General features: G+C 68.5%; 24 protein-coding genes. 17 read left to right on the forward strand and 7 right to left on the reverse strand.

All coding sequences use genetic code 11. The features are described from left to right. Positions 1–2: 2 nt before the first annotated feature. Together glpK and AACL56_RS31725 are read right to left on the reverse strand one after the other, a co-directional pair. Entirely contained in the window at positions 3–1,499 is a 1,497-nt protein-coding gene (gene glpK / locus AACL56_RS31720) for a glycerol kinase GlpK (RefSeq protein ID WP_339094267.1), read from the reverse strand. Between the two features lie 67 nt (positions 1,500–1,566). Further along, a complete protein-coding gene (locus AACL56_RS31725; protein ID WP_339094268.1) occupies positions 1,567–2,337 on the reverse strand; it encodes a DeoR/GlpR family DNA-binding transcription regulator in 771 nt (256 codons plus the stop codon). A 121-nt stretch (positions 2,338–2,458) separates the two neighbouring features. On the opposite strand from AACL56_RS31725, the gene glpD reads away from it, so the two are divergent. The 16 genes from glpD to AACL56_RS31805 all read left to right on the forward strand — a co-directional run bounded on the left by glpD (position 2,459) and on the right by AACL56_RS31805 (position 18,476). Then, positions 2,459–4,120, forward strand: coding sequence for a glycerol-3-phosphate dehydrogenase (gene glpD, locus AACL56_RS31730; protein ID WP_339094269.1), 1,662 nt, complete (start codon positions 2,459–2,461; stop codon positions 4,118–4,120). Positions 4,121–4,198: 78 nt separating this feature from the next. Next, entirely contained in the window at positions 4,199–5,260 is a 1,062-nt protein-coding gene (locus AACL56_RS31735) for an ABC transporter ATP-binding protein (RefSeq protein WP_339094271.1), read from the forward strand. A 151-nt stretch (positions 5,261–5,411) separates the two neighbouring features. Beyond that, entirely contained in the window at positions 5,412–6,482 is a 1,071-nt protein-coding gene (locus AACL56_RS31740) for an ABC transporter ATP-binding protein (protein WP_339094272.1), read from the forward strand. A 157-nt stretch (positions 6,483–6,639) separates the two neighbouring features. Continuing rightward, positions 6,640–7,530, forward strand: a complete 891-nt coding sequence (locus tag AACL56_RS31745) for a carbohydrate ABC transporter permease (protein ID WP_184641258.1) — start codon at positions 6,640–6,642, stop codon at positions 7,528–7,530. Positions 7,531–7,602: 72 nt separating this feature from the next. Next, on the forward strand, positions 7,603–8,415 hold the full coding sequence (locus AACL56_RS31750; RefSeq protein ID WP_339094276.1) for a carbohydrate ABC transporter permease: 813 nt from the start codon (positions 7,603–7,605) through the stop codon (positions 8,413–8,415). A gap of 176 nt (positions 8,416–8,591) precedes the next feature. Then, positions 8,592–8,900: a DUF2160 domain-containing protein gene (locus AACL56_RS31755; protein WP_339094278.1), complete on the forward strand. Its 309-nt coding sequence runs from the start codon at positions 8,592–8,594 to the stop codon at positions 8,898–8,900. Positions 8,901–9,001: 101 nt separating this feature from the next. Continuing rightward, complete coding sequence (locus AACL56_RS31760; protein ID WP_339094280.1) at positions 9,002–10,735, forward strand: ABC transporter substrate-binding protein; 1,734 nt, start codon at positions 9,002–9,004, stop codon at positions 10,733–10,735. Positions 10,736–10,921: 186 nt separating this feature from the next. Further along, positions 10,922–11,929, forward strand: a complete 1,008-nt coding sequence (locus AACL56_RS31765; RefSeq protein WP_339094282.1) for a dialkylrecorsinol condensing enzyme — start codon at positions 10,922–10,924, stop codon at positions 11,927–11,929. Next, entirely contained in the window at positions 11,919–13,058 is a 1,140-nt protein-coding gene (locus AACL56_RS31770) for a beta-ketoacyl-ACP synthase III (protein ID WP_339094284.1), read from the forward strand. The genes AACL56_RS31765 and AACL56_RS31770 overlap by 11 nt, the downstream gene beginning before the upstream one ends. Positions 13,059–13,190: 132 nt before the next feature. Beyond that, the gene (locus AACL56_RS31775) at positions 13,191–13,586 is read left to right on the forward strand and encodes a hypothetical protein (RefSeq protein WP_339094286.1); all 396 of its coding nucleotides are present in this window, start codon (positions 13,191–13,193) and stop codon (positions 13,584–13,586) included. Then, positions 13,583–14,563, forward strand: coding sequence for a BtrH N-terminal domain-containing protein (locus tag AACL56_RS31780; RefSeq protein ID WP_339094288.1), 981 nt, complete (start codon positions 13,583–13,585; stop codon positions 14,561–14,563). The genes AACL56_RS31775 and AACL56_RS31780 overlap by 4 nt, the downstream gene beginning before the upstream one ends. Beyond that, a complete protein-coding gene (locus tag AACL56_RS31785) occupies positions 14,563–15,471 on the forward strand; it encodes an ABC transporter ATP-binding protein (RefSeq protein ID WP_339094289.1) in 909 nt (302 codons plus the stop codon). Before AACL56_RS31780 ends, AACL56_RS31785 begins: the two co-directional genes overlap by 1 nt. Positions 15,472–15,476: 5 nt before the next feature. Further along, positions 15,477–16,634 (forward strand): ABC transporter permease, encoded by a 1,158-nt coding sequence (locus AACL56_RS31790; RefSeq protein WP_339094291.1) that lies wholly within the window; start codon positions 15,477–15,479, stop codon positions 16,632–16,634. 38 nt (positions 16,635–16,672) lie between these two features. Further along, the gene (locus tag AACL56_RS31795; protein ID WP_339095308.1) at positions 16,673–16,903 is read left to right on the forward strand and encodes an acyl carrier protein; all 231 of its coding nucleotides are present in this window, start codon (positions 16,673–16,675) and stop codon (positions 16,901–16,903) included. Continuing rightward, the gene (locus AACL56_RS31800) at positions 16,900–17,976 is read left to right on the forward strand and encodes a beta-ketoacyl synthase N-terminal-like domain-containing protein (RefSeq protein WP_339094293.1); all 1,077 of its coding nucleotides are present in this window, start codon (positions 16,900–16,902) and stop codon (positions 17,974–17,976) included. Before AACL56_RS31795 ends, AACL56_RS31800 begins: the two co-directional genes overlap by 4 nt. After that, positions 17,973–18,476 (forward strand): hypothetical protein, encoded by a 504-nt coding sequence (locus AACL56_RS31805; RefSeq protein ID WP_339094295.1) that lies wholly within the window; start codon positions 17,973–17,975, stop codon positions 18,474–18,476. Before AACL56_RS31800 ends, AACL56_RS31805 begins: the two co-directional genes overlap by 4 nt. Before the next feature lie 13 nt (positions 18,477–18,489). On the opposite strand, the gene AACL56_RS31810 is transcribed toward AACL56_RS31805, so the two are convergent. Genes AACL56_RS31810 through AACL56_RS31830 form a run of 5 tightly spaced genes read right to left on the reverse strand, consistent with a single transcriptional unit; the run spans position 18,490 to position 24,222 of the window. After that, positions 18,490–19,107: an HD domain-containing protein gene (locus AACL56_RS31810; RefSeq protein WP_339094297.1), complete on the reverse strand. Its 618-nt coding sequence runs from the start codon at positions 19,105–19,107 to the stop codon at positions 18,490–18,492. Positions 19,108–19,111: 4 nt separating this feature from the next. After that, positions 19,112–20,212: a lytic murein transglycosylase B gene (mltB, locus tag AACL56_RS31815; RefSeq protein WP_339094299.1), complete on the reverse strand. Its 1,101-nt coding sequence runs from the start codon at positions 20,210–20,212 to the stop codon at positions 19,112–19,114. Between the two features lie 53 nt (positions 20,213–20,265). Then, positions 20,266–22,299, reverse strand: a complete 2,034-nt coding sequence (locus tag AACL56_RS31820; RefSeq protein ID WP_339094301.1) for a DUF3488 and transglutaminase-like domain-containing protein — start codon at positions 22,297–22,299, stop codon at positions 20,266–20,268. A gap of 28 nt (positions 22,300–22,327) precedes the next feature. Next, positions 22,328–23,305 (reverse strand): DUF58 domain-containing protein, encoded by a 978-nt coding sequence (locus AACL56_RS31825; RefSeq protein ID WP_339094303.1) that lies wholly within the window; start codon positions 23,303–23,305, stop codon positions 22,328–22,330. Further along, the gene (locus tag AACL56_RS31830; protein WP_339094305.1) at positions 23,302–24,222 is read right to left on the reverse strand and encodes an AAA family ATPase; all 921 of its coding nucleotides are present in this window, start codon (positions 24,220–24,222) and stop codon (positions 23,302–23,304) included. Before AACL56_RS31830 ends, AACL56_RS31825 begins: the two co-directional genes overlap by 4 nt. Positions 24,223–24,302: 80 nt before the next feature. Here AACL56_RS31830 and AACL56_RS31835 point away from each other — a divergent pair, with 80 nt between their 5' ends. Continuing rightward, positions 24,303–25,256 (forward strand): histone deacetylase family protein, encoded by a 954-nt coding sequence (locus AACL56_RS31835; protein ID WP_339094306.1) that lies wholly within the window; start codon positions 24,303–24,305, stop codon positions 25,254–25,256. The last annotated feature ends 57 nt before the right edge of the window (positions 25,257–25,313 follow it).

Below are 25,313 nucleotides of genomic sequence, written 5' to 3' on the forward strand. Positions count from 1 at the left end.
GCTCAGGTCGCGGTGGCCTGGCGCACCGCGCGCTCCCAGCGGGCCATCGATTCCTCGGCCTGTGGACGGCCCATGGTCGGCATGAAGCGGCGCTCGATCTTCCACAGCTTCGAAAGCTGGCGCGCGTCGGTGTAGACGCCGGTTGAAAGGCCCGCGAGGTACGCGGCGCCCAGCGCGGTGGTCTCGATGACTTCCGGTCGCACCACCGGAATGCCCAGCAGGTCGGCCTGGAACTGCATCAGCAGGTCGTTCACGCTCGCGCCGCCGTCCACGCGCAGTTCGGCCACCGGCTTGCCGCCGGCGGCCACCGCGTCGCGGCTCATGGCCTGCAGCAGTGCGGCGCTCTGATACGCAATGCTCTCCAGCGCGGCGCGCGCGATGTGCGCCACCGTGGTGCCGCGCGTGAGCCCGGTGATCGTGCCGCGCGCGTCGGCGTCCCAGTAGGGCGCACCGAGGCCGGTGAAGGCCGGCACCATCATCACGCCGCCGGCGTCGGGCACGCTCTCGGCGAGCGACTGCACCTCGGCGCTGCCTTTGATGGCCTTGAGGCCGTCGCGCAGCCACTGCACCACGGCGCCGCCGACGAACACGCTGCCTTCCATGGCGTACTGCGGTGTCGCATCGGTCTGCGCGGCGCTGGTCACGAGCAGCCCGTTGTGCGAGGGCTGGAACTCACCGCCCGTGTGCATCAGCAGGAAGCAGCCGGTGCCGTAGGTGTTCTTGGCCATGCCGGCCTCGAAGCAGGCCTGGCCGAAGAGGGCGCTCTGCTGGTCGCCGGCCACGCCGCCGATGGGCAGCGAACGGCCGAGCAGGTCCTCGTCGGTATCGGCGAAGTGCGAACTCGAGGGCTGCACCTTCGGCATCAGCGCGGCGGGAATGTCGAGCGCCTTCAGCAGGTCGGCGTCCCATTCATTGGTGTGCACGTTGAAGAGCATGGTGCGCGAAGCGTTGCTGACGTCGGTCACGTGCACCTTGCCGCCGGTGAGCTGCCACATGAGCCAGCTGTCGACCGTGCCGAATGCGAGCTCGCCGCGCGCGGCCTGCTCGCGCGCGCCGGGCACGTTGTCGAGCAGCCAGCGCAGCTTGGTGCCGGAGAAATACGCGTCGATCACCAGACCGGTCTTCTCGCGGATGGTGTCGGTCATGCCCTCGTCGCGCAGCCGCGCGCACAGCGGCTCGGCGCGGCGGTCCTGCCAGACGATGGCGTGGTGCACGGGCTGGCCCGTCTTGCGGTTCCACAGCACGGTGGTCTCGCGCTGGTTGGTGATGCCGATGGCGTGGATGTCCGCAGGTTGCAGCTTCGCCTTCGCGAGCACCTCGCGCGCGGTGGCGAGCTGGCTGCGCCAGATTTCCATGGGGTCGTGCTCGACCCAGCCGGGCTGCGGGTAGATCTGCGTCAGTTCCTTCTGTGCGATGGCCACGATGCGGCCCTCGCGGTCGAACACGATGCTGCGCGAACTGGAGGTGCCTTGGTCGAGGGCGAGCAGGTAGGTGGTCATTGTTTGCGTGTTCCTGTGGGCCCGGTCTCGCCCCTTCCCCGGGAGGGCAGGAGAGGTTCGGGTGCGCTCATGTTTCGTGTGCGATCTCCAGCCGGACCTGCGCGGTCTCCAGCAGCTCGGCAAAGGGCGCCGGCGGCTCCGCGTCCGTGAACAGCCGGTCGATCTGCGACAGCGTGCCCAGCTGGATCATCGCGGGCCGGTTGAACTTGCTCGCGTCGGCCGCGAGCCATACCTCGCGCGCCTGCGCGATGATGGTCTGCGCCACCTTCACCTCTCGCAGGTCGAAGTCGCGCAGCGAGCCGTCGGACTCGATGCTCGACACGCCGATGAGTGCGATGTCGACCTTGAACTGGCGGATGAAGTCGATCGTTGCTTCGCCGACCACCGCGCGGTCGCGCGGGCGCACCGAGCCGCCCGCCACGATCACTTCGCAGGCGGTGTTGCCGCTCAGGATGGTTGCCACGTTCAGGTTGTTGGTGATCACGCGCAGACCGGTGTGGCGCATCAGCGCCTTGGCGATGGCCTCGGTGGTGGTGCCGATGTTCAGGATCAGCGAGCAGTCGTTGGGCACCAGTTCGGCCACCCGGCGCGCGATGCGGGCCTTGCCGTCGGCATGCAGGGTCTCGCGCTGCTGGTAGCCGATGTTCTCGGTGGTCGAGCTGGGTACCCGAACGCCGCCGTGGAAACGCGTGAGCAGCCCCTCGTCGGCGAGCCGCTGCACGTCCCGGCGGACCGTCTGCAGGGTCACGCCGAGCATCTCGGCCAGCTCTTCGACGGTGACGGAACCGCGCGTGCGCACGGTGTCCAGGAGGTTGATCTGGCGCGGGTTGGAGTTCACAGGGACGTCGTGGAGTGCAGGAAAACTGCAGCCAAGGTTACCGTGCGTGTCACTTTAAAACGAAAGAAAACGAAACACCTAAGGGAAAACTCGGGGGAAAATCGCACTCAAAGGAACCTAAATGAAAAATCACGAAAATACAATGGCCGCCGTTGGTGACCAAGGTCACGGATCAATGGAAGCGTTTGCAGTGAGCGATTCTTCTGCCAGTTCGCCAGCCTCCCAGCCCTCGCCGGCCACCGATTGCGACGTGCTGATCGTCGGCGGCGGCATCAACGGTTGCGGCATCGCACGCGATCTCGCGGGCCGCGGCTGGCGGGTGGTGCTGTGCGAGAAGGACGACCTGGCCTCTCACACCTCTTCTTCCTCCACCAAGCTGATCCACGGCGGCCTGCGCTACCTGGAGTATTACGAGTTCTCGCTGGTGCGCAAGGCACTGCAGGAGCGCGAGGTGCTGCTCAAGAGCGCGCCGCACATCATGTGGCCGCTGCGTTTCGTGATGCCGCACGACCCCTCGATGCGTCCGGCCTGGATGATCCGCATCGGCCTGTTCATGTACGACCACCTGGCCAGGCGCGAGGTGCTGCCGCCTTCGCGCAGCGTCGACCTGCGCCGCCATGCCGCCGGCAAGCCGCTCAAGGACCAGTACAAGCGCGGCTTCGTCTATTCCGACGGCTGGGTCGACGACGCGCGCCTGGTGGTGCTGAACGCGCTCGATGCCAGGGCGCGGGGCGCCGAGGTGCTGACCCGCACGCGCTGCGTGCACGCCCAGCGCGGCGCCGACGGCTGGACCGCGATGCTCCAGGGCGCCGACGGCACGCAGCGCACGCTGCGCGCACGCGCGGTGGTCAACGCCGCGGGGCCGTGGGCCGAATCCTTCCTGCGCGGCGTGGCGCAATCGGCCAGGGGCGAGGCGCTGGCCACCAAGAGCCTGCGGCTGGTCAAGGGCAGCCACATCGTGGTGCCGCGGCTGTTCGAGCACGACCACGCCTACATCTTCCAGAACCCCGACAAACGGATCATCTTCGCCATTCCGTACCAGGACGAGTTCACGCTGATCGGAACCACCGACATCGAGATCAGCGGCGACGACCCGGGCGGCGCGCGCATCGTGCAGGACGAGATCGACTACCTCTGCACCCAGGCCAGCCGCTACTTCGACAAGCCCATCGTGCCCTCCGACGTGGTGTGGACCTATTCGGGCGTGCGCCCGCTGCTCGACGACGCTTCGGGCGACCCGTCGGCCGTCACGCGCGACTACCTGCTCGAGTCGAACACCGCCGCTGCGCCGCTGCTGTCGGTGTGGGGCGGAAAGATCACCACCTTCCGCAAGCTGGCCGAGGACGCGGCCGACGAGGTCGGCAAGATGCTCGGCCAGTCGCCGGCGCAGCGGCCGGCCTGGACGGAAGGCGCGTTCCTGGCGGGCGGCGACCTGTCGGGCTGGATCGGCGCTGCGAAGCGGCCCGACGACGACTTCGAGCGCTTCGTGTCGGCGGTGCAGGCGAAGTATCCGTGGCTCTACGGCCAGCTGGCGCGGCGGCTCGCGCGTGCCTACGGCGCCCGCATCGGTGGCATGCTGGGCGACGCGAAATCGTTCGCCGACCTGGGCGCCGAAGTGGCGCCGGGGCTCTTCGAGCGCGAACTGCGGTTCCTGCAGGACAACGAATGGGCCGTGAGCGCCGAGGATGTGCTGTGGCGGCGCTCCAAGCTGGGGCTGCATTACACGCCGCAGGAGCGCGACAGGGTCGCGGCCTGGATGCAGCAGGCGCAGGCTGGCAGGTAGGAGCGCAGCGACACCCGGCAGGGCAGAGACGGCAGGCGGCAAGCAGACAGACGGCGATCAGACCGGAGAAGGAGACACATGCAGCTGACACTGGAGCGCATCACCAAGAAGGTGGGCGCGCAGACCTGGCTCTACGAACAGAGCATCGCACCGCGCAGCGGCGCGGTCACCGTGCTGCTGGGCGCGACGCAGGCCGGCAAGACCAGCCTGATGCGCCTGATGGCGGGGCTCGACACGCCCACCAGCGGCAAGGTGCTGGTCGACGGCAAGGACGTCACCGGCACGCCGGTGCGCGAGCGCAACGTCGCCATGGTGTACCAGCAGTTCATCAACTATCCGTCGCTCAGGGTGGCGGACAACATCGCATCGCCGCTGAAGCTGCGCGGCGAGAAGAACATTGACGCGCGCGTGAAGGCGCTGGCCGACAAGCTGCACATCGGCATGTTCCTCGACCGCTATCCGCAGGAGCTGTCGGGCGGCCAGCAGCAGCGCGTGGCGCTGGCGCGTGCGCTCGCCAAGAACGCGCCGCTGATGCTGCTCGACGAACCTCTCGTCAACCTCGACTACAAGCTGCGCGAAGGACTGCGCGAGGAACTCACGCAGCTTTTCGCCACCGGCGACTCGACCGTGATCTACGCGACCACCGAGCCCGGCGAGGCGCTGCTGCTGGGCGGCTACACGGCGGTGATGGACGCTGGCGAACTGCTGCAGTACGGCCCGACCTCCGAGGTCTTCCACGCGCCGCAGTCGCTGCGCGTGGCGCGCGCCTTCAGCGATCCGCCGATGAACCTGCTGCCGGGCACGGCCGCGGGCGGCCGGGTGCAGCTCGGCGGAGGAACGGCGCTGGCACTGCCGGTGCCCGAAGTCATCGCGGGCGCGGTCACGGTCGGCCTGCGGGCCAGCGCGTTGAACGTCGGCGCGGGGGAGGGCGACATCGCCCTGCCCGGCAAGGTGGAGCTGGCCGAGATCTCCGGCTCCGACACCTTCGTGCACGTCGACACCGCGGTCGGCGAGCTGGTGGCGCAGCTCACCGGCGTGCACCGTTTCGAGCTGGGCGCCGCGATCACGCTGTACTTCAGCGCCTCGCAGGCCTATGTGTTCGATGCCGGCGAAAAGCTGGCGCTGGCGCCGAGGAGATGAGATGACCCCCAGTCTTCGCGCACTTCGTGTCGCTTCGCCAACCCCCTTCCAGGGGGCAACACCGGCGGCCCGGCAAAGCCGGCTCCGTGGTGTTCCGCGACAGGATCTCGACTGTTTCATGCATCGCGCGGAAGCGTGACGGGGGACTGACATGGCACGCATCGATCTCGACCTCGCACACGCCTACCGCCCCCATCCGACGCAGGACAGCGACTATGCGCTGCTGCCGCTGCAGATGAGCTTTCGCGACGGCGGCGCCTACGCCTTGCTCGGTCCCTCGGGCTGCGGCAAGACGACCATGCTGAACGTCATCTCGGGCCTGCTGGTGCCCTCGCAGGGCACGGTGAAGTTCGACGGCCGCGACATGACGCGTGCCACGCCGCAGGAGCGCAACATTGCGCAGGTGTTCCAGTTCCCGGTGATCTACGACACCATGACGGTGGCCGAGAACCTGGCGTTTCCGCTGCGCAACCGCAAGGTGCCCGAGGCGCAGATCAGGAAGCGCGTGGGCGAGATCGCCGAGATGCTCGACATGAGCGGGCAACTCAACCAGCGCGCCGCCGGCCTCGCGGCCGACGCCAAGCAGAAGATCTCGCTCGGGCGCGGCCTGGTGCGCAGCGACGTGTCGGCGGTGCTGTTCGACGAGCCGCTCACCGTGATCGATCCGCACCTGAAGTGGCAGCTGCGCCGCAAGCTCAAGCAGATCCATCGCGAGCTGAAGCTCACGCTGATCTACGTGACGCACGACCAGGTCGAGGCGCTCACCTTCGCCGAGGAGGTGGTGGTCATGACGCGCGGCAAGGCGGTGCAGGTGGGCAGCGCCGAGGCGCTGTTCGAGCGGCCGGCCCACACCTTCGTGGGCCATTTCATCGGCTCGCCGGGCATGAACTTCCTGGCAGCGCAGAGCGCCGACGGCACCCTCGAAGTGGCCGGCACGCCGCTGGTGTCCACGCGCGAGCTGCCGAACGGTCCGCTGAAGATCGGCATCCGCCCCGAGTACCTGCGGCTGTCGAAGGCCGGCGCGGCCGGTGCGGTGCCGGCCGTGGTCAGGCAGGTCCAGGACGTGGGAACGCACATCATGCTGGCTGTGGAGGCCGGCGGCAGCGTGCTGAAGGCGCGGCTGCATCCGGACGACCCGTCGCCGGCGCTGGGCGAGACCGTGTGGGTGCGCGTGCTGGACGCGCACACCTGCTACTACAAGGATGAGGAGCTGGTGGCATGACACATCGATCAACCATTCGCCGATCTTGTCCCCTCTCCCCTTGCGGGGAGAGGGTCAGGGTCAGGGTGAGGGCTTCGGCCTTGCCATCGTCGGCGGCCTTTCCAACGCCGTCATCCGTCACCCCAGCCCTCTCCCAGAGGGAGAGGGGGCAAAACCGATGAACGCCACCAACAAACCCATCAACCAGAAGGCGTGGTGGCTCGTGCTGCCGGTGCTCGTCTGCGTGGCCTTCTCGGCGATCGTGCCGCTCATGACGGTCGTGAACTACTCGGTGCAGGACATCATCTCGCCCGAGCGCCGCGTGTTCGTGGGCACCGAATGGTTCGCGGCGGTGATGCGCGACGACGAATTGCACCAGGCGCTGTGGCGCCAGCTGGGCTTCTCGCTGTCGGTGCTGCTGGTGGAGATCCCGCTGGGCATCGGCCTCGCGCTGTCGATGCCCGCCAAGGGCTGGAAGTCTTCGGCAGTGCTGGTGGTGGTGGCGCTGTCGCTGCTCATCCCATGGAACGTGGTGGGCACGATCTGGCAGATCTACGGCCGCGCCGACATCGGCCTGCTGGGCCACGCGCTGCAGAAGCTGGGCATCGACTACAACTACACCGGCAGCGCCGCCGATGCCTGGCTCACGGTGCTGGTGATGGACGTGTGGCACTGGACGCCCCTGGTGGCCCTGCTGTGCTACGCCGGGCTGCGCTCGATTCCCGATGCCTACTACCAGGCCGCGCGCATCGACGGCGCCAGCAAGTTCGCGGTGTTCCGCTACATCCAGCTGCCGAAGATGCGCGGCGTGCTCATGATCGCGGTGCTGCTGCGCTTCATGGACAGCTTCATGATCTACACGGAGCCCTTCGTGCTCACGGGCGGCGGACCGGGCAACGCCACCACCTTCCTGAGCCAGTACCTCACGCAGAAGGCCGTGGGCCAGTTCGACCTGGGGCCGGCGGCGGCGTTCTCGCTGATCTATTTCCTCATCATCCTGCTGTTCTGCTTCGTGCTCTACAACTGGATGCAGCGCGTGGGGACGCAGGAAGCGGAGGTGGAGAAATGAACCCGTCGCCGAGCCGCCTCGAGGCGGATGCTCCCCCTCGGGGGGAAGGCGCACAGCGCAAAGGGGGCCAGCATGTCTGAGAAGAGATTCCACAAGCGCAGCATCTTCCTGGTGCTGTACATCCTGTTCGCCCTGTTGCCCATCTACTGGATGATCAACATGAGCTTCAAGACGAACGAGGAGATCCTGTCGAGCTTCTCGTTCTTCCCGCAGCAGCTCACCTGGGCCAACTACGCGCGCATCTTCACCGACGAGTCGTGGTACTCGGGCTACATCAACAGCCTGATCTACGTGGCGATCAACACGGTCATCTCGCTCACCGTGGCGCTGCCGGCGGCCTATGCGTTCTCGCGCTACTCGTTCCTGGGCGACAAGCACGTGTTCTTCTGGCTGCTCACGAACCGCATGACGCCGCCCGCTGTGTTCCTGCTGCCGTTCTTCCAGCTGTACAGCACGGTGGGGCTGATGGACACGCACCTGGGCGTGGCGCTGGCGCACCTGCTGTTCAACGTGCCGCTGGCGGTGTGGATCCTGGAAGGCTTCATGAGCGGCATTCCACGCGAGATCGACGAGACGGCGTACATCGACGGCTATTCGTTCCCGCGCTTCTTCGTCACCATCTTCCTGCCGCTCATCAAGGCCGGCGTGGGCGTGGCGGCGTTCTTCTGCTTCATGTTCAGCTGGGTCGAGCTGCTGCTGGCGCGCACGCTCACCAGCGTGAACGCCAAGCCGATCGTGGCGACCATGACGCGCACCGTGAGCGCGTCGGGCATGGACTGGGCCACGCTGGCCGCAGCGGGCGTGCTCACCATCGTGCCGGGCGCCATCGTGATCTGGTTCGTGCGGCACTACATCGCGAAGGGGTTCGCGATGGGCAGGGTATGACCACCCCCAGCCTCGCCCACGTCGTGTGGCTCGGGCACCCCCTGAAGGGGTCGCACCCTGCGGCCCGGCAAAGCCGGTTCCGCGGGTACGCACGAACGGGCCTCGCTGGCGCGGGCCGCAGGGCGCGCGCCCGTCCGGCGGCGCCAGGCGTCGTGCACAACTGACAAGGAATCAAGATGTTCGACTGGATGGTCTGGACCACCCCGGTGGCCGTGTTCTTCATCTGCATTGCACTCATGCTGGTCGGCATGACGGTGTGGGAATTCAGGTCGCCCACCACCATGCGCCGCGGCTGGCTGCCGATGGCCACCACGCGCGGCGACCGGCTGTTCATCGGGCTGCTCGCGGCAGCCTACGTCAACCTCATCTTCATCGGCCTGGCAGGCAAGTTCCAGGAATGGATGGGCCTGGAGGCCGAGCCCTCGATCTGGATCAGCTTCGTGCTGTCCATGGGGCTGCTCGCGCTGGTCATGCGCAAGGGGTAAGGCCACCTTCTTTTCCGGTTTTGCAGATGCGTCCGGCTCTCCGCTTCCCCGGAGCCGCGATACGAAAGACCGGGGAAGCACCAACCGAGGAGACATTCATCATGAAGATGCGCTACACGGCATTGGCACTGGCGGCGGCGATGTTCGCCGCGCACGGGGCAGCATCGGCCGGAGAAGCCGAAGCCAAGAAATGGATCGACAGCGAATTCCAGCCATCGACCTTGTCCAAGGACAAGCAGATGGAAGAGATGAAATGGTTCATCGAAGCCGCCAAGAAGCTTCAGGCCAAGGGTGTGAAGGAGGTATCCGTCGTCTCCGAGACGCTGACCACGCACGAGTACGAATCGAAGACGCTGGCCAAGGCCTTCGAGGAAATCACCGGCATCAAGGTGAAGCACGACCTGATCCAGGAAGGCGACGTGGTCGAGAAGCTGCAGACCTCGATGCAGTCGGGCAAGTCGATCTACGACGGCTGGGTGTCCGACTCCGACCTGATCGGCACGCACTACCGCTACGGCAAGATCATGTCGCTGACCGAGTACATGGGTGGCGCGGGCAAGGAGTTCACCAACCCCGGCCTCGACCTGAAGGACTTCATCGGCACCAGCTTCACCACCGCGCCCGACGGGCAGCTCTACCAGCTGCCCGACCAGCAGTTCGCCAACCTGTACTGGTTCCGCGCCGACCTGTTCGCGCGCAAGGACCTGCAGGACAAGTTCAAGGCCAAGTACGGCTACGACCTCGGCGTGCCGCTGAACTGGAGCGCCTACGAGGACATCGCCGAGTTCTTCAGCACCGACGTGAAGACCATCGACGGCAAGCCGATTTACGGCCACATGGACTACGGCAAGAAGGACCCGTCGCTGGGCTGGCGCTTCACCGACGCCTGGCTGTCGATGGCCGGCGCCGCCGACAAGGGCATCCCGAACGGCATGCCGATCGACGAATGGGGCATCCGCGTGGCGGCCGACAAGTGCACGCCGACCGGCGCTTCGGTGGCGCGCGGCGGCGCCACCAACTCGCCGGCGGCCGTGTACGCGCTCACCAAGTACATCGACTGGATGAAGAAGTACGCGCCCAAGGAAGCCATGGGCATGACCTTCGGCGAATCCGGCCCGGTGCCCGCGCAAGGCCAGATCGCGCAGCAGATCTTCTGGTACACGGCCTTCACCGCCGACATGACCAAGAAGGGCCTGCCGGTGGTCAACGACGACGGCTCGCCGAAGTGGCGCATGGCGCCCGGCCCGAACGGCCCGTACTGGAAGCAGGGCATGCAGAACGGCTACCAGGACGTGGGCTCGTGGACCTTCTTCAAGGGACATGATGCCAACAGGACGGCCGCCGCCTGGCTCTACGCGCAGTTCATCACCGCCAAGACCACGTCGCTGAAGAAGTCGATCACCGGCCTGACCTTCATCCGCGACAGCGACATCCGCTCCGAATTCTTCACGCAGAACGCCAACAAGTACGGCGGCCTGATCGAGTTCTACCGCAGCCCCGCGCGCGTGGCCTGGACGCCGACCGGCACCAACGTGCCCGACTACCCCAAGCTCGCGCAGCTCTGGTGGAAGAACGTGGCCGAGGCCGTCACGGGCGAGAAGACGCCGCAGAAGGCCATGGACAACCTGGCCGACGAGATGGACAACGTGATGGCCCGCCTGGAGCGTGCGGGCATGGCCAAGTGCGCGCCCAAGCTCAATCCGAAGGGCGATCCGGCCAAGTACCTGAGCGACGACCACGCGCCCTGGAAGAAGCTGGCCAACGAGAAGCCGAAGGGCGAGACCATCGACTACAACAAGCTGCTGACCGCCTGGAAGGAAGGCAAGGTGCGCTGAGCGGACCGGATCGCAGCCGGGTCGAACGACGACCGAAGGGGCCGCGCCGCGGGGCGCGGCCCCTTTTTCGTTTCTTTTTGGCAATCGCAACCTTCGATCGTCTGATTGCCGCGACGTCATGACCAATGGCAGATGCGCTCGGCACAGGCTTCGCTTACATTCGACGGCCCTGAAACGCCGACGCCAGTGACTTCCAGTTTCCCCAGCCCCTCCGACCCCGTCGCCCCGGTTGCCACTTCCCCCAGCGTCAAGCGCGTGCTGCTCGTGCGCTACTCGCAGTCCGGCCAGCTCGACGAGGTCGCCGAACAGATCGCCGCGCCGCTGCGCGCCGATCCCTCCATACAGGTGCACGAAGAAGTACTGCGGCCGCTGAAGCCCTACCCTTTCCCCTGGCCGTTCCTGGCCTTCTTCGACGCCTTCCCTGAATCGGCCCACATGAAGCCGCAGCCGCTGGCGCCGCTGTCGCTCACCGGCGAGGAAGACTTCGACCTCGTCATCCTGCCGTACCAGGTGTGGTTCCTCGCGCCGTCGCAGCCGGTGGCCGCGTTCCTGAAACACCCGGTGGCGGCGCGGCTGCTCCGCGGCAAGCCGGTGGTGACGGTCATTGCGTGCCGCAACATGTGGCTGCTCGCGCACGAGAAGCTCAAGGGCATGCTCGACGACGTGGGCGCGCGGCTCATCGACAACGTGGTGCTGACAGACCCCGGTCCGACGCTTGCCACCTTCTTCACCACGCCGGCCTGGCTGATCTGGGGCCGCAAGCGCGGCTTTTGGGGCATGCCCGACGCCGGCCTGAGTACCGGCCAGATCGCCGGTACCGCCCGTTTCGGGCGTGCCCTGCGCGACGCCCTGCACCGGGGCCTCGAGCGCGGCACGCAGCCGCTGCTGGCCGGGCTGGGTGCCGTGCGGGCCGACGCGAAACTGCTGGTCAGCGAGAAGGCCGGCACGCGCAGCTTCTATCTGTGGGGCAAGCTCATCATGGCAGCGGGCGGGCCGGGCGCATGGCAGCGCAAGCCGCTGCTGCTGCTGTACGTGCTCTTCCTGATCGCGCTGATCGTCACGGTGGTGCCGGTGAGCCTGACGCTGCAGGCGCTCCTGCGACCGCTGTTCAGAGGGTGGCTGACTAAAATGACGGCCCAATTCGAGTGCCCGTCGGGCTCCGCCACGGATCGCACCCCTCTCTATGACGACTGATGTCTTCCTGACCCGCACTGCCGCCTTCCTGCCCTTTTCCCCGGTCAGCAATGAAGACATCGAAGACGTCCTCGGTCGCATCGGCGGCAAGGCGTCCCGCGCGCGGCGGCTGATCCTGCGCAGCAACGGCATCCAGTCGCGCCACTACGCCATCGACCGTGCCACCGGCGAACTGGCCATGAGCAATGCGCAGCTCACGGCATCGGCCATCCGCGCGCTGGGCGACGACGTGGGCCCGGTCGACTGCCTCGTCACCGGCACCTCGCTGCCCGACCAGCTCATGCCCAATCATGCGGTCATGGTGCACGGCGAGCTCGGCTGGCCGCGGCTCGAAGTGGTGGCCTGCGCAGGCATCTGCCTGGCCGGCACCACGGCGCTCAAGCATGCGTGGCTGTCGGTCCGCGCGGGCGATGCGCGGCGCGCCGTGGCCACAGGCTCCGAACTGGCCTCGGCCGTGATGCGCGGCTCGCGCTTCGAGGCCGAGCTCGAGCACAAGCTCGAGGCGCTCGAAGCCCGCCCCGAGCTGGCCTTCGAGAAGGACTTCCTGCGCTGGATGCTGTCCGACGGCGCCGGCGCCGTGCTGCTGGAGCGCGAGCCGCGCGGGCCGCTGTCGCTGCGCGTCGAGTGGATCGACCTGTCGTCCGCAGCGCACGAGCTGCCCGTGTGCATGTACGCCGGTGCCGAGAAGAACGCCGAAGGCGGGCTCGACGGCTGGGGCCGCAAGTCGCCCGCGGAGTGGCAGCGCGAATCGACCTTCGCGGTGAAGCAGGACGTTCGCCTGCTCAACGAGAACATCGTGCGCGCCACGCTGGGCGAGCCGCTGGCGGCGATCGTCGAGCGGCGCGGGCTGAAGCCGGCGGATATCGACTGGTTCCTGCCGCACCTGTCGTCGCACTACTTCGTCGAGCCGGTGGCCGAGTGCCTCGAATCGATTGGCCTGCCGATTCCGCGCGAACGCTGGTTCAGCAACCTCGCGAGCAAGGGCAACACGGGCTCCGCATCGCCGTACATCATGCTCGACGAGCTGTTCCGCTCGGGCCGCATCAGGCCCGGCCACAAGCTGCTGATGTTCGTGCCCGAAAGCGGCCGCTTCTCTAGCGGCTTCATCTACATGGAGGCGGTGGCATGAGTCACTCCCCCGGGCTCGCCCACTTCGCGTGGCCGCCAACCCCTTCGCCGGGGGCAACGTCAGCGGCCCCGCAGAGCCGGTTCCGCGGTGTTCCCGGACCAAGGCCTCTTATGACGAATTCGAGGGAGTGAGATGGATCTGGATGCAGTCCCGCAGGAGGGCAATGCCACCCTCGACGGCCATTCCAAGCTGATGTACGCCCGCGACGCGCAGGGCCGCGTCGTGACGACCACATCGCGTGGCTGGGAAGCGGAGGAAATCGTCACCAGCCATGCGGTCGACGTGCTCGTCGAACAAGCGCAGGCCGCGAAGGCGCGCGTGAGGGCGGGGCTTGCCGCTCCGCTCGAATACTGGATGTACGAGCGCCGCATGGACGTAGCCCTGCTTTCGCAGACCAGCGGCTTCTGGCAATGGCGCGTGCGGCGCCACCTGCAGCCGCGCCATTTCGCCGCGCTGTCGCCGGCCCAGCTCGCGCGCTACGGCGAGGCGCTGGGGCTGTCCGTTTCCACCTTGCAGGGCTTGCCGTGAACTTCCAGCACCAACAGGCGGCCCACTGCGAAAGCGGCGTCATCTCCAGCCTCATGCGCCATCACGGCGCGCCGATGAGCGAGAGCATGGCGCTGGGCCTGTCGTCGGCCATTTCGTTCGCGTACCTTCCGTTCATCAAGCTGTCGGGCCTGCCGCTCATCTCGTACCGCATGCCGCCCAAGGCGATCATCAAGGGCCTGCTGGCGCCGATGGCCGCACGCTTCCGCTTCGAGACCTTCCGCAGCCCCGAGGCCGGGCAGCAGCGGCTCGACGCGCTGCTGGCCGACGGCCAGCTGGTGGGCCTGCAGACCTCGGTGTACTGGCTGCCGTACTTTCCGCCCAACATGCGCTTCCACTTCAACGCGCACAACCTGCTGGTGTACGGCAAGGACGGCGACGACTACCTCATCAGCGACCCGGTGTTCGAGGAGCCCGTGCGCTGCGCGAGCGGCGACCTGGCGCGCGCGCGATTCGCCAAGGGCGTGCTGGCGCCGAAGGGCCTCATGTACTACCCGCAGGCCATCGAGCGCAAGGCGGTCGATGCGGCCTCGGTCACCAGGGCCATCCGCAAGACCGTGCGCACCATGCTCGCGCCCATTCCCATCGTCGGCGTGCGCGGCATGCGCACGCTGGCCCGCCGCATGCAGAAGCTCTCGCCCGCCGATCCGCGCAGCGTCGATTTCATCGGCCATGTGGTGCGCATGCAGGAGGAGATCGGCACGGGCGGGGCGGGCTTCCGCTTCATCTACGCGGGCTTCCTGCAGGAGGCGGCGCAACTGCTCGACAAGCCGCAGCTGCAGGAGATGTCTGAACGGCTCATCGCCATCGGCGACGGCTGGCGCGCCTTCGCGCTCAAGGCGGCGCGCATGGTGAAGGGGCGCGAGGCGGTCGACCCGGCGGCGCTCGCCGTCCGGCTGCGCGAGCAGGCGCAGCAGGAAGAAAACTTCTTCCGCGACCTCAAGGCCGTCGTCGCCTGATGCTCGAGCTTCGCCAGCTCGGCTACCGCTACCCGCACGCCGAAGCGGCCGCGCTGGCCGACGTGTCGCTGGCGGTGCCGCGCGGCTGCATGCTGGGCCTGCTCGGACCGAACGGCGCAGGCAAGACCACGCTGATCTCGCACCTGTCGGGTGCGCTCGCCGTGCAGTCGGGCGAGATCCGCATCGACGGGCAGCCGTTGGACGAGGTGCGCGCCAGGGCACCTGCCCGCATTGCGGTGGCGCCGCAGGAGCATGCGTTCTATCCGATGCTCACCGTCGCCGAGAACCTTGCCGTGTTCGCCGCGGCGGGGGGGCTTGCCGGTGCGCGCAGGAAGCAGCGCATCGACGACTGCACCCGGTTCGCGCAGCTCGAGCAGTTCGCGGGCGTGCGCGCCGAGCGGCTCTCGGGCGGCCTCAAGCGTCGCCTGAACCTCGCCATCGCGCTGCTGCCCGAACCCGAGCTGATGCTGTTCGACGAGCCCACCGTGGGCGTCGACCCGCAGTCGCGCGCCTTCATCCTCGATGCCATCAAGAGCCTGGCGCAGCAGGGCGCGGCAGTGATCTACGCCTCGCACTACATGGAAGAAATCGAGGCCATCGCCGATCGCGTGGTCATCCTCGACCGCGGCCATGTGCTGCGGGAAGGCTCGCTCGAAGACCTGCTGTCGAAGAACGCGATGCTGCTCACGCTGGCGGCCGACGGGCTCGACGCGGCCATGCTCTCGCGCTTCGGCACGGTGGAGCAGGGCGGCGTGCACTGGCGCGTCCACCTGAACGCCGGCACGGGCCCGGGGCCGGTGCTCGCGGCACTCGAGGCCGAAGGCATCGTGGTGCGGCACGCGGAGTTCGGCCGTCACGACCTCGAGCAGCTCTTCATGGCGCTCACCCACCGCTCGCTGCGCGACTGAAGCCCATGCTCCTCGCTCTCATCAGGAAGGAACTGCTCGCGCTGGTGCGCGACATGCATGGTCTGGCTGCGCTGTTTCTCATGCCCATGGTCTTCATCGTGCTGATGTCGCTCACGCTGAAGGACATCTACCGCCCGCCGCTGGCCGAGCTCACCTACGCCATCGACATGCGCGACACCGCCACGCCGGCCAGGTGGCTGCAGCAGCTTTGGCAGCGCAACCACGGCGCGCCGCAGCCGCTGGGCAGCGACTGGCAGGCGCGGCTTCGCAACGGGTCGCTCAAGTACGTGATCGTGATGGAGCCGGGCCTGTCGGACGAGCTCGAATCCGCTGCGCTGTCGACGCAGGCGCGCATCCAGCTGCTGACCGAGCCGGGCATCGACGCCAATCTGTTCAACGCGCTGCGCGCCGAACTGGTCGGTGCGTCGGGCGAACTCAAGGCGCGGCTCGCGCTCGCGGTGCCGGGCACGGCCGGTCCTGCGCCGGACGCGTCGATCCAGGCGATGGTGCGCGCCGAGCGCTTCTCTACCGCGGGCCCGCGGCCGACCTCGGTGCAGCAGAACGTGCCGGCGTGGCTGGTGTTCGGCATGTTCTTCGTGGTGGCCTCGCTGTCGAGCCTGTTCGTGCAGGAGCGCAGTTCGGGCGCGCTGGGCCGGCTGCAGGCGCTGGGTGTGTCGCGCACGATGCTGCTGGCGTCGAAAGCACTGCCGTACCTTGGCGTGAATGCCTTGCAGGCGGTGCTGATGCTGGCTGCCGGCATCTGGTTCATGCCGTTGATCGGCGGCGATGCGCTGTCGCTCGCGGGCATTCATTGGGGCGCGCTGCTGCTGTCGCTCGCGGCCGTGAGCCTGGCGGCGGTGAGCCTGTCGCTCGCGCTGGCCTGCCTGGTGCGCAGCCATGCGCAGGCCGCCACCATCGGGCCGATGGTCAACGTGCTGATGGCCGCGGCCGGCGGCATCATGGTCCCCAAGTTCGTCATGCCGGGCTTCATGCAGCGGCTGGTCGAGGTCTCGCCGATGAACTGGGGGCTCGAGGCGTTGCTGACCGTGCTGCTGCGCGGCGGCGGCGTCGCCGATGCGCTGCCGCAGATCGGCCGGCTGGTCGTGTTCGCGGCGCTGATGTTCTTCCTGGCCGTCTTCCTGTTTCGCAAACGCACACCGTGAGCACCGTGACCCCTGAATTCCTTGCCAGCCTCAAGGCCATGGTGCTCGAATCCGTCGAGAAGGAAGCGCCCCCGGGCGGCCTCGGCGACGACGAACCCCTGTTCGGCCCCGATGCGCGTCTCGACCTCGATTCGCTCGACGCCTTGCAGGTGTCGATGACGATCCAGCAGCGCTTCGGCGTGCGCATGCCCGACAGCAAGGAAACGCGCCGCGCGCTGACGTCGATCGCGCACCTCGCGGCGCATCTGGCGGCGGCTGGCAAGGCATGAGCGAAGTGCCCGGCGTCTTTCTGGCCGGCATCGGCCTGGCCTGCGCGCTGGGCGACGACATGCCTTCGGCGCTGGCAGCGCTCGGGCGCGGCGGCGTATCGCCGATGCCGGTCGAGGTGGCCGACGGCGTGCGGTGGCCGGTCTACAAGCTGGCAGCGCAGGACGGCGACTGGATGCAGCGGCTGCGCGCCGGCGTGCGCAAAGTCGTGGCGCAGACCGGCGACTGGGGGCCGCGCACCGCGCCGCTGTTCGTCGCCTCGTCGTCGCTGGACATCGGCTTCATGGAACGCGCGCCGCAGGACCAGCGCCTCGGCGGCGGCCTGCAGGACTTCGCCGACGCGGTGGCCGGCGCGATCGACTGGCAAGGACCGGTGTTCACCGTGTCGACCGCCTGCACCTCGGCGCTCAATGCCTTGCTGGCGGCCGCCGACATGGTCCGTGCCGGCGAGCCGCAGGCTCTCGTGATCGGCATCGAGCCCGACAACCGCTTCACCGTGGCGGGCTTCGGCGCCATGCAACTGCTGGCGCCGGAAAGCGCCCGGCCTTTCGGTGCCGGCCGCAAAGGACTGGTGCTCGGCGAGGCGGTGGCGGCGCTGCGCCTGGGTTCGAAGCCGGCGCGCTGGCAGCTCATGGGCGGCTCGAACGTGGTCGACGGGCGCAACCCTTCGGGTACCGAGGCCGGCGCGGTGCGGGCGATGTGCCATGAGGCGCTGTCGCGCAGCGGGCTGCGGCCGGGCGACATCGATCTGGTCAAGGTGCAGGCCGCGGGCAGCCCGGTCAACGACGCCATCGAGGTCGAGGCGCTGCGTCAGGTGTTCGCGCCATTGCCGCCGCTGGTCTCGCTCAAGTCTGCAATCGGCCACACGCTGGGCGCGGCCGGTGCCGCCGAACTGGCCTTGCTGGTCGGCTGCGTCGAAGGCGGCGTGTGGCCCCAGGTCGGCTATCCGATCGACGAATCGCTGGGCATCTCGCTGTGCACACAGCCACCGCGGGCGTTGAAGCATGTGCTGCTCAACGTGGTCGGCTTCGGCGGCGGACATGCGTCGCTGGTGCTGAAGGACTGCGAAGCGTGAACGTGCCGGTCATCCACGGCTGGCGCACGCTCGCGCACTTCGTCGCGCAGCCGCTGCCCGAAGACTGGCGCGACGACCTCGCCCGCCGCATCGGACGCCGTCCGCGCCGCGTCGGCGTCTGGACCGAACTGGCGATGTACGGTGCACGCTGCTGCATCGAGGCGGCGGGCGAGTCCGCCTTGCCGGCTGGCGCGCGCGTCCGCGTGGCGAGCCGTCGCGGCGCCTGGGGCGCGACCCATGCGGGTCTGGCGCAGCTCGACGCGGGCCTGCCGATGCCTTTCACCTTCATGCAGAGCCAGCCGGCGCTAATGCTGGCCGAGGTCGGCCGCTGTCTCGACTGGCAGGGCGATGCGAGCTTCATGCTGTGCCGGGATCCGCAGCGCCTGCCGGCGATCGCGGCCCTCGGCGCGGCACCGGCAGGTCTGCTCCTCGGCTTGGTCGAGGAGGAGCACAACGGCGAGCCGCCGCGCACCGAGTGGTGGCGGCTCACGCCAGCCTGAAAGAAGGCCCCGTTCAGCCTGCGATCGAACGCTGCAGGTTGAGGCGCGCGCGGGCCTCCAGCTGGGCATGCATGCGCGGAGTCGCGTAGATCGCCTCACGGTCCAGAAAGCGCTGCAGGATGGCGCGGCGTCGCGGAAGGCGAACTTCGTCGGGCACGAAGCCGTACTCGGTGCCGACCTGCCGTTCGTACTCGTCGAAGCGCTCACGTTCCGCGCCGAGGATCGACAGGTCGATGTCGATCAGCAGTTCGGCATCGCGGCCTTCGGGCACGGCGTCGTGGCGCGTCGCCATCACCAGCGCATGCACGCGTTCGGCAGCTGATTCGCTTGCACCGGCTGCCCGCAGAGCCTGCCTTGCCCAATCGGCGCTGCGCGCCTCGTTGTCGTGCGCACGCACGTCGTAGACCGCATCATGGAACCACAGGGCGAGCGCCACTTCGCCGGGGTGTTCTGCCAGCGCCTGCTCGCGCTCGAACCATGCCAGGCATTCACCGAGGTGCTGCATCGTGTGGTAGCGGCGCTGCGGCTCGGCATAACGGCGCTGCAACTCGTCGCACAGCGCATCGGGTGCGGCGGCGCCCAGCGCGCGCCAGGCCGAGTTCCAGTTCGCGCGCAGTGCTTCGGGCGTCATGGCGCTACTGCTCCATCGCGGCCTTGACCTCCTGCCCGAGGTCGAGCACGGACATGGCGTAGTAGCTGCTCCAGTTGTAGCGCGTGATCACATAGAAGTTGCGGGTGCCCGCCACGTAGGTGGGCGGGGCGTCGGCGCCGTTCTGCAGCTCGATCAGCGCGAACAGCCCCTTGTGATGGATGCCGTCGCCCTCGGGCACGGCGCCCGCTGCGACGAAGCTGTCGGCGCTGAAGGTCGGCAGGATGTCGGGTGCCATCAGCACGTCCTTCTGAAGCCGGGCCTCGTCGAAGTGCACCGGGTAGATGGCCGGCACTCCCGGCCGCCAGCCGAAGGACTTGAAGTAGTTGGCGACCGAGCCGATCACGTCGGCCGGATTGTTGACGAGGTCGATGCGGCCGTCGCCGTCGAAATCGACCGCGTACTTGGCCATGCTGCTGGGCATGAACTGCGGCATGCCCATGGCGCCCGCGTAGCTGCCCAGTGGCGTGAGCGGATCGTCGGCGGTTCGGCTCTCGGTGCTCAGGAAGCTCTCGAGCTCGCCGCGGAAGAAGGCCCGGCGCTCGGCCGCGCGCGGATGGCCGTCGGGGAAGTCGAAGGACAGCGTGGCCAGCGCATCGATCACGCGGAAGTTGCCCATGTTGCGGCCGTAGATGGTCTCCACGCCGATGATGCCGACGATGATCTCCGGCGGCACGCCGTACACCTGTTCGGCGCGCGCGAGCAGGTCGGCATTGGCGCGCCAGAAGCGCACGCCGGCCGCGATGCGCACCGGGTCGATGAAGCGGCTGCGGTAGGTCTGCCAGTTCTTCACCGTGCCGACGGGGCCGGGCAGCATGAGCCGAGGCACGTTCGGCAGGAAGCGCGCGCTGCCGATGGTGGCGCGCACCCAGTCGCGGTCGAGGCCGCGGCGCTCGGCGACCTCGTCGGCGAACTGCATCGCGTCTTCGCGCGTCGCGTAGGGCGTGCTGCCGCGCACCGGGTTCACCGCCGCACCGCGGCCGCCAGAAGACTTCTGGGCTACAGCCGCCGTGGACCAGGCGCAGCAGACGGCGATGAGTGCGGCTGCTGCAGCGGCGCGGGACGGCGTGAGAAGGATGGATCGCATGGGTTGATTGTGACGGCCGTGTGCGCGGCGCCTCTTCAGGGACACATGTGGTTTCAGCCGCGCGCGTTCGTGCTGGGCCAGGCGAGGCGGCGGAACTCCGAGCGCAACGCGGACAGCGATGCCGGCGTGGCCGGCGCGTAGCGTTGTGCCTCGAGCTTCAGCAGCCAGTCGCGCACGCCCTGTGCCGACGCTCCGAAGCGGGCATCGGCGGCCTGCGCCATCTGGCGCGGCGGTGCGGTCTCGGGCAACTGCAGGCCGGCCTTCGCAAGACGTGCGCGGGCCTGGCCGAGCAGGCGCAGCCAGGGGTCGTGGCGGCTGCGTTCCCACAGGGTCCAGGCCGCGCCCGCCAGGCTCGCGCCCACCAGCAGGTAGAGCAGCACGTAGGCCAGGTCCTCGAGGCTCGGCGCCTCGAAGCCGATGTTCTTGAGCAGGTTGAGCTGGCGGCTCTGCGTGTAGTTGAGCACCCACTGGTTCCAGCCGTTGTTCACGGCCTCCCACGCGGCACGGATGTTCTGCGCGAGCGTGGGGCTCATGGCGCCGATGGCGCCCGCGAACAGCCCGGGCTGCGGCGCGAGGCGCTGGAACTGCCCGATGCGCCCCGGCGACACCGATCCCGTCGGATCGACGCGCGTCCAGCCGGTGCCTTCCTGCCAGACCTCGGCCCAGGCATGCGCATCGCTCTGGCGCACCACCCAGTACCTGTCGATGTTGTTGAACTCGCCGCCCTGGTAGCCCGTCACGATGCGCGACGGAATGCCCAGGTTGCGCATGAGCACCACGAAGGCCGAGGCGATGTGCTCGCAGAAACCCTGCTTGCGGTCGAACCAGAACTCGTCGGCGGTGTCGTCGCCGTAGAGGCCCGGCTCCAGCGTGTAGGTGTAGCCGCCGGTGCGCAGGCGGCGCAGTGCCGCCTGCACGAACGCCTGCGTGTCGGCCTTCGGATCCAGATGGGCGAGTGCGGGGTCGGCGCGCATCTCGGCGGCGAGCGCTGCAGTGCGCGGATTGGAGCCCGGCGGCAACGCCAGGTAGGCCTGCAGCTGGCCGCCGGTGCGCTTGATCGGGCCGCTCAGGAACTGGGGGTAGCTCTCGGCGCGGTAGCGCACCAGGTCGTTGATGGGACGGTTCGCGAACCATTGCAGGTCGGGCGTTCCCGTTACCTCGAAGCCCGGCACCTCGGGCGGCTTCTGTGCCACGTCGAGCGTCAGCAGCCACGGGCGGTTGCTGGCCTCGAGCGTGACCTCGTAGCGCACCGGCTCCCCGCTCACGCGCAGGTTGGGTGACCACTGCCCGCCGCGTGCCCAGCCCGGCAGCGCCGTCCACTCGCGGCCGTCGAACTGTGCGAGCACCGGCCCGCGAAAGTACAGCTGGCTCTGCGGCGGTGCACGGTCGTTCTCGAACTTGATGCGCGCGGCGATGCCGTCGTCGAGCGCCAGTTCGGCGATGGTGCCCACGCGCATGGTGTTCGACAGTCCGGTGCGGCCGGCCATCGCGTCGCTCGGCGTGCCCCACAGCGGCGCGAAGCGCGGGAACAGCAGGAACAGGGCCAGCATGATCGGTGCGCCCGCCAGTGCCATCCAGCCGGCGGTGCGCGCCGCCTTCATCAGCGGCGGACGGCCCACGGGCATGTGCGCGTTGACCAGCGCCGTGAGCAGGCCCAGCAGCGCCAGCAACATGGTGAAGGCGGTCAGCAGCGACTGCGAGTAGAAGAAGTTCGTGAGCATCGCGAAGAAGCCCAGGAAGAAGATGACGAAGGCGTCTCGCCTGGCGCGCAGCTCCAGCGTCTTGAGCGCGAGTAGGCACACGACCAGCGTGACGCCCGCGTCGCGGCCCAGCAGCGTTCGGTGCGTGGCGTAGGTGGCGCCGAGCGTCATGAGCAGCAGCCCGATGCGCCACCACCGGCTGGGCAGCGGCCGAGCCTGCACTGCCAGCGAGGCGCGCCACAGCAGCACCATGGCCGCGATGGCCGTGCACCACCAAGGAAGGTTCTCCACCTGCGGCAGCAGGATCACGCCGATGACGCACAGCAGGAACAGCGTGTCCCGCGCATCCCGTGGCAGCGCTGCGAGTTCGCGTATCAACCGGTTCATGCGGCGGTCTCGTTCGTTCCGATGGTCTTCAGCACAGCGCCAGGGCCTCGAGGCACGCGCGCCGGTGGGCTTCGCCCTGCGAAGGCTTGAGCGTGCGGCCGGGCATGCGCACCCCGTAGTCCACGCCCAGCCGGTCGGCCATCAGCACCCAGGCGCACAGCCGCGAGATGCGCGCTTCGGTGTCGGCGAGGCCGGCGGCCTGGGCATCGAGCCAGAGTTCCTCGCGCTGGGTCTGCTGGGTGTCGCGGCTCACCAGGTCTTCCGAGCCGGCGGCCTGCGCCTGGGCGGCCTTCTTCCAGACCACGAGCTTGAGCGGATCGCCGCGACGGTAGGCGCGCACGCCGTCGTATTCGCCGGCGTTGTGCGCCCGCATCGCGGCCGACAGTGCCGCCGGCCCCGACAGCGGCTCGCCGGGCGGCAGCGCGGGCGGATGCGCCTCGGGCGTCGGATAGACCAGCATCTGCGCGGCCGGCCGCCAGACCGTCCAGACGCGGAAGGTGCCCAGCGGAAAGCGCGTCTCCGCCGTCAGCGGCGGCACCGGATGCAGCCCGCGCCGCTCGGGCTGGAAAGCGATCTCCACGGTGGACGTGCCTTCGGCCGGCACGTCGGTCCAGGCCCATTGCCCGCTGCCGCGCACGGCCATGCCGATGCCGTAGCGGACGCTGCGCCGCGTGTTGTGCAGCACCACGCGGAACACCGCCGCCGCACCCGCGTACTGCGCCTCGGGCGCCACCATGTGCATCGCCAGCCCCCGCAGCGTGCCGTGGCACACGTGCATCCCGACGGCCACGCTGCCCGCCAGCAGGAACGTCAGCAGGTAGCCCAGGTTGAGCTGGTAGTTGATCGAGGCGATCAGCAGCACCAGCAGCGTCGCGCCCAGCAGCCACCCGGCCTTCGTGGGCAGGATGTAGACATTGCGCTGGGTGAGCTCGAGCGTGTCCGACGGCGCGCGGCGCGACAGGAACCAGCCGTCGATGCGCGAGCGCAGGGCGCCGACAGGGTTCACGGCAGCGGCACCGCGGCGATCATGGCGCGCACCTGCTCGACCGCGCCGCGCCCGGCGTCGCACACGGGCGTGAGGCGGTGGGCGATCGTCTGCGGCAGCACGGCCTGCACGTCGTCGGGCGCCACATAGCTGCGATTGGCCAGCAACGCCTGCGCCTTGGCCGCGCGCAGCACCGCGATGCCGGCGCGCGGCGACAGGCCCTGCAGGAACCACCGGCCCGAGCGAGTGGCGGCGATCAGGTCCTGCACGTAGTTGAGCAGCGCGTCGGCCGCATGCACCTGCTGCACGCGTTGCTGCAGCGCGGTCAGTTCGCCCGCCGTGAGCAGGGCGGGCAAGGTGCTCAGCATCTCGCGGCGGTCGGCGCCTGCCAGCAGCTGGCGCTCGGCGGCGCGGTCGGGGTAGCCGAGCGAAATGCGCATCAGGAAGCGGTCGAGCTGCGATTCAGGCAGCGCGAAGGTGCCGAGCTGGTCCTGCGGGTTCTGGGTGGCGATCACGAAGAACGGGTTGGGCAGCGGGCGGGTCTCGCCCTCGACGGTGACCTGCTTTTCCTCCATCGCTTCGAGCAGGGCGCTCTGGGTCTTGGGGCTTGCGCGGTTGATCTCGTCGGCCAGCAGCACCTGCGCGAAGATCGGCCCGGGGTGAAACACGAAGGCCTGCTGGCCGCGGTCGTAGATCGCCACGCCCGACAGGTCGCCCGGCATCAGGTCGGCGGTGAACTGGACGCGCGAGAACTGAAGCCCGAAGGTGTGCGAGAGCGCGTGCGCCAGGGTGGTCTTGCCGACGCCCGGCACGTCCTCGATCAGCAGGTGGCCGCCCGCCAGCAGGCAGGCCACGCAGTCCCGTACCTGAGCCTCTTTGCCCACGATCACCGTGTTAAGCTGACTTAACAAAGTGGCTAGCTTTGCAGCAACGTCCATATTTGTATCCATATGCAAACGATACCGTAAGACCTGCCGGCCCCATGCCGCATGAGGTCTAGGCGTGGCGACAGAGACACATGGGCAAGACAGGCTACTTCACACATCGCGACTTCTGGAAGCACGACATGGGCGAGGGGCATCCCGAGTGCCCCGGGCGACTGGATGCCATCGAAGACCGCCTGCTGCTGACCGGCGTGGGTGACGCGCTCGAACACCGCGAGGTGCCACTGGCCACCTTGCCGCAGATCACGCGGGCGCACAGCGAGGCGCATGTGGAGCACCTCGAGTCGCTGCACCAGCGGCTGGTGGCCGATGAACCCGCCGGCGGCCCGGACCATGCGCAGGTCGACCCCGACACCGTGCTCACCCGCTTCACGCTCCTGGCCGCGCGCCGCGCCGCCGGTGCCGCGATTGCCGCGACCGACGCGGTCGTGGCGGGCGAGATCGAGAACGCCTTCTGCTCGGTGCGCCCGCCGGGCCACCACGCATGCCGCGAGCAGGCGATGGGCTTCTGCTTCTTCAACAACGTGGCCATTGCCGCGCGGCACGCGATCGAGGTGCACGGCTTCGAGCGCGTGGCCATCGTCGACTTCGACGTGCATCACGGCAACGGCACCGAGAACATCCTGTCGAACGACCCGCGCGTGCTGATGGTCGGCTTCTTCCAGCATCCGTTCTATCCGTACAGCGGCACCGAGCACCCGGCGTCCAACATGCTGAACATGCCGATCCCGGCGTACACGCGCGGCATGGACGTGCGCGAGATGATCGAGGCCGTCTGGATGCCGCGGCTCGAGGAGTTCAAGCCGCAGATGGTCTTCATCAGCGCCGGCTTCGACGCCCACCGCGAGGACGACCTGGGCCAGCTCGGCCTCAACGAAAACGACTTCGCCTGGATCACCGGCCGCGTACACGATGTTGCGAAGCGCCATGCCAGGGGCCGTATCGTCTCGATGCTCGAAGGCGGCTACAACCTCGATGCCCTGGCACGCAGCGTGGAAGCGCACATCCGCGTGCTGGCAGACCTCTAGCTTTCCTGCGGCGGGCGCCTGCGCGCCATGCCTGTTGCCCGCCTGCCTGCCTTCTCC

Source organism: Variovorax paradoxus, assembly GCF_902712855.1.
In the GTDB taxonomy this organism is placed as follows: Bacteria; Pseudomonadota; Gammaproteobacteria; order Burkholderiales; family Burkholderiaceae_C; genus Variovorax; species Variovorax paradoxus_Q.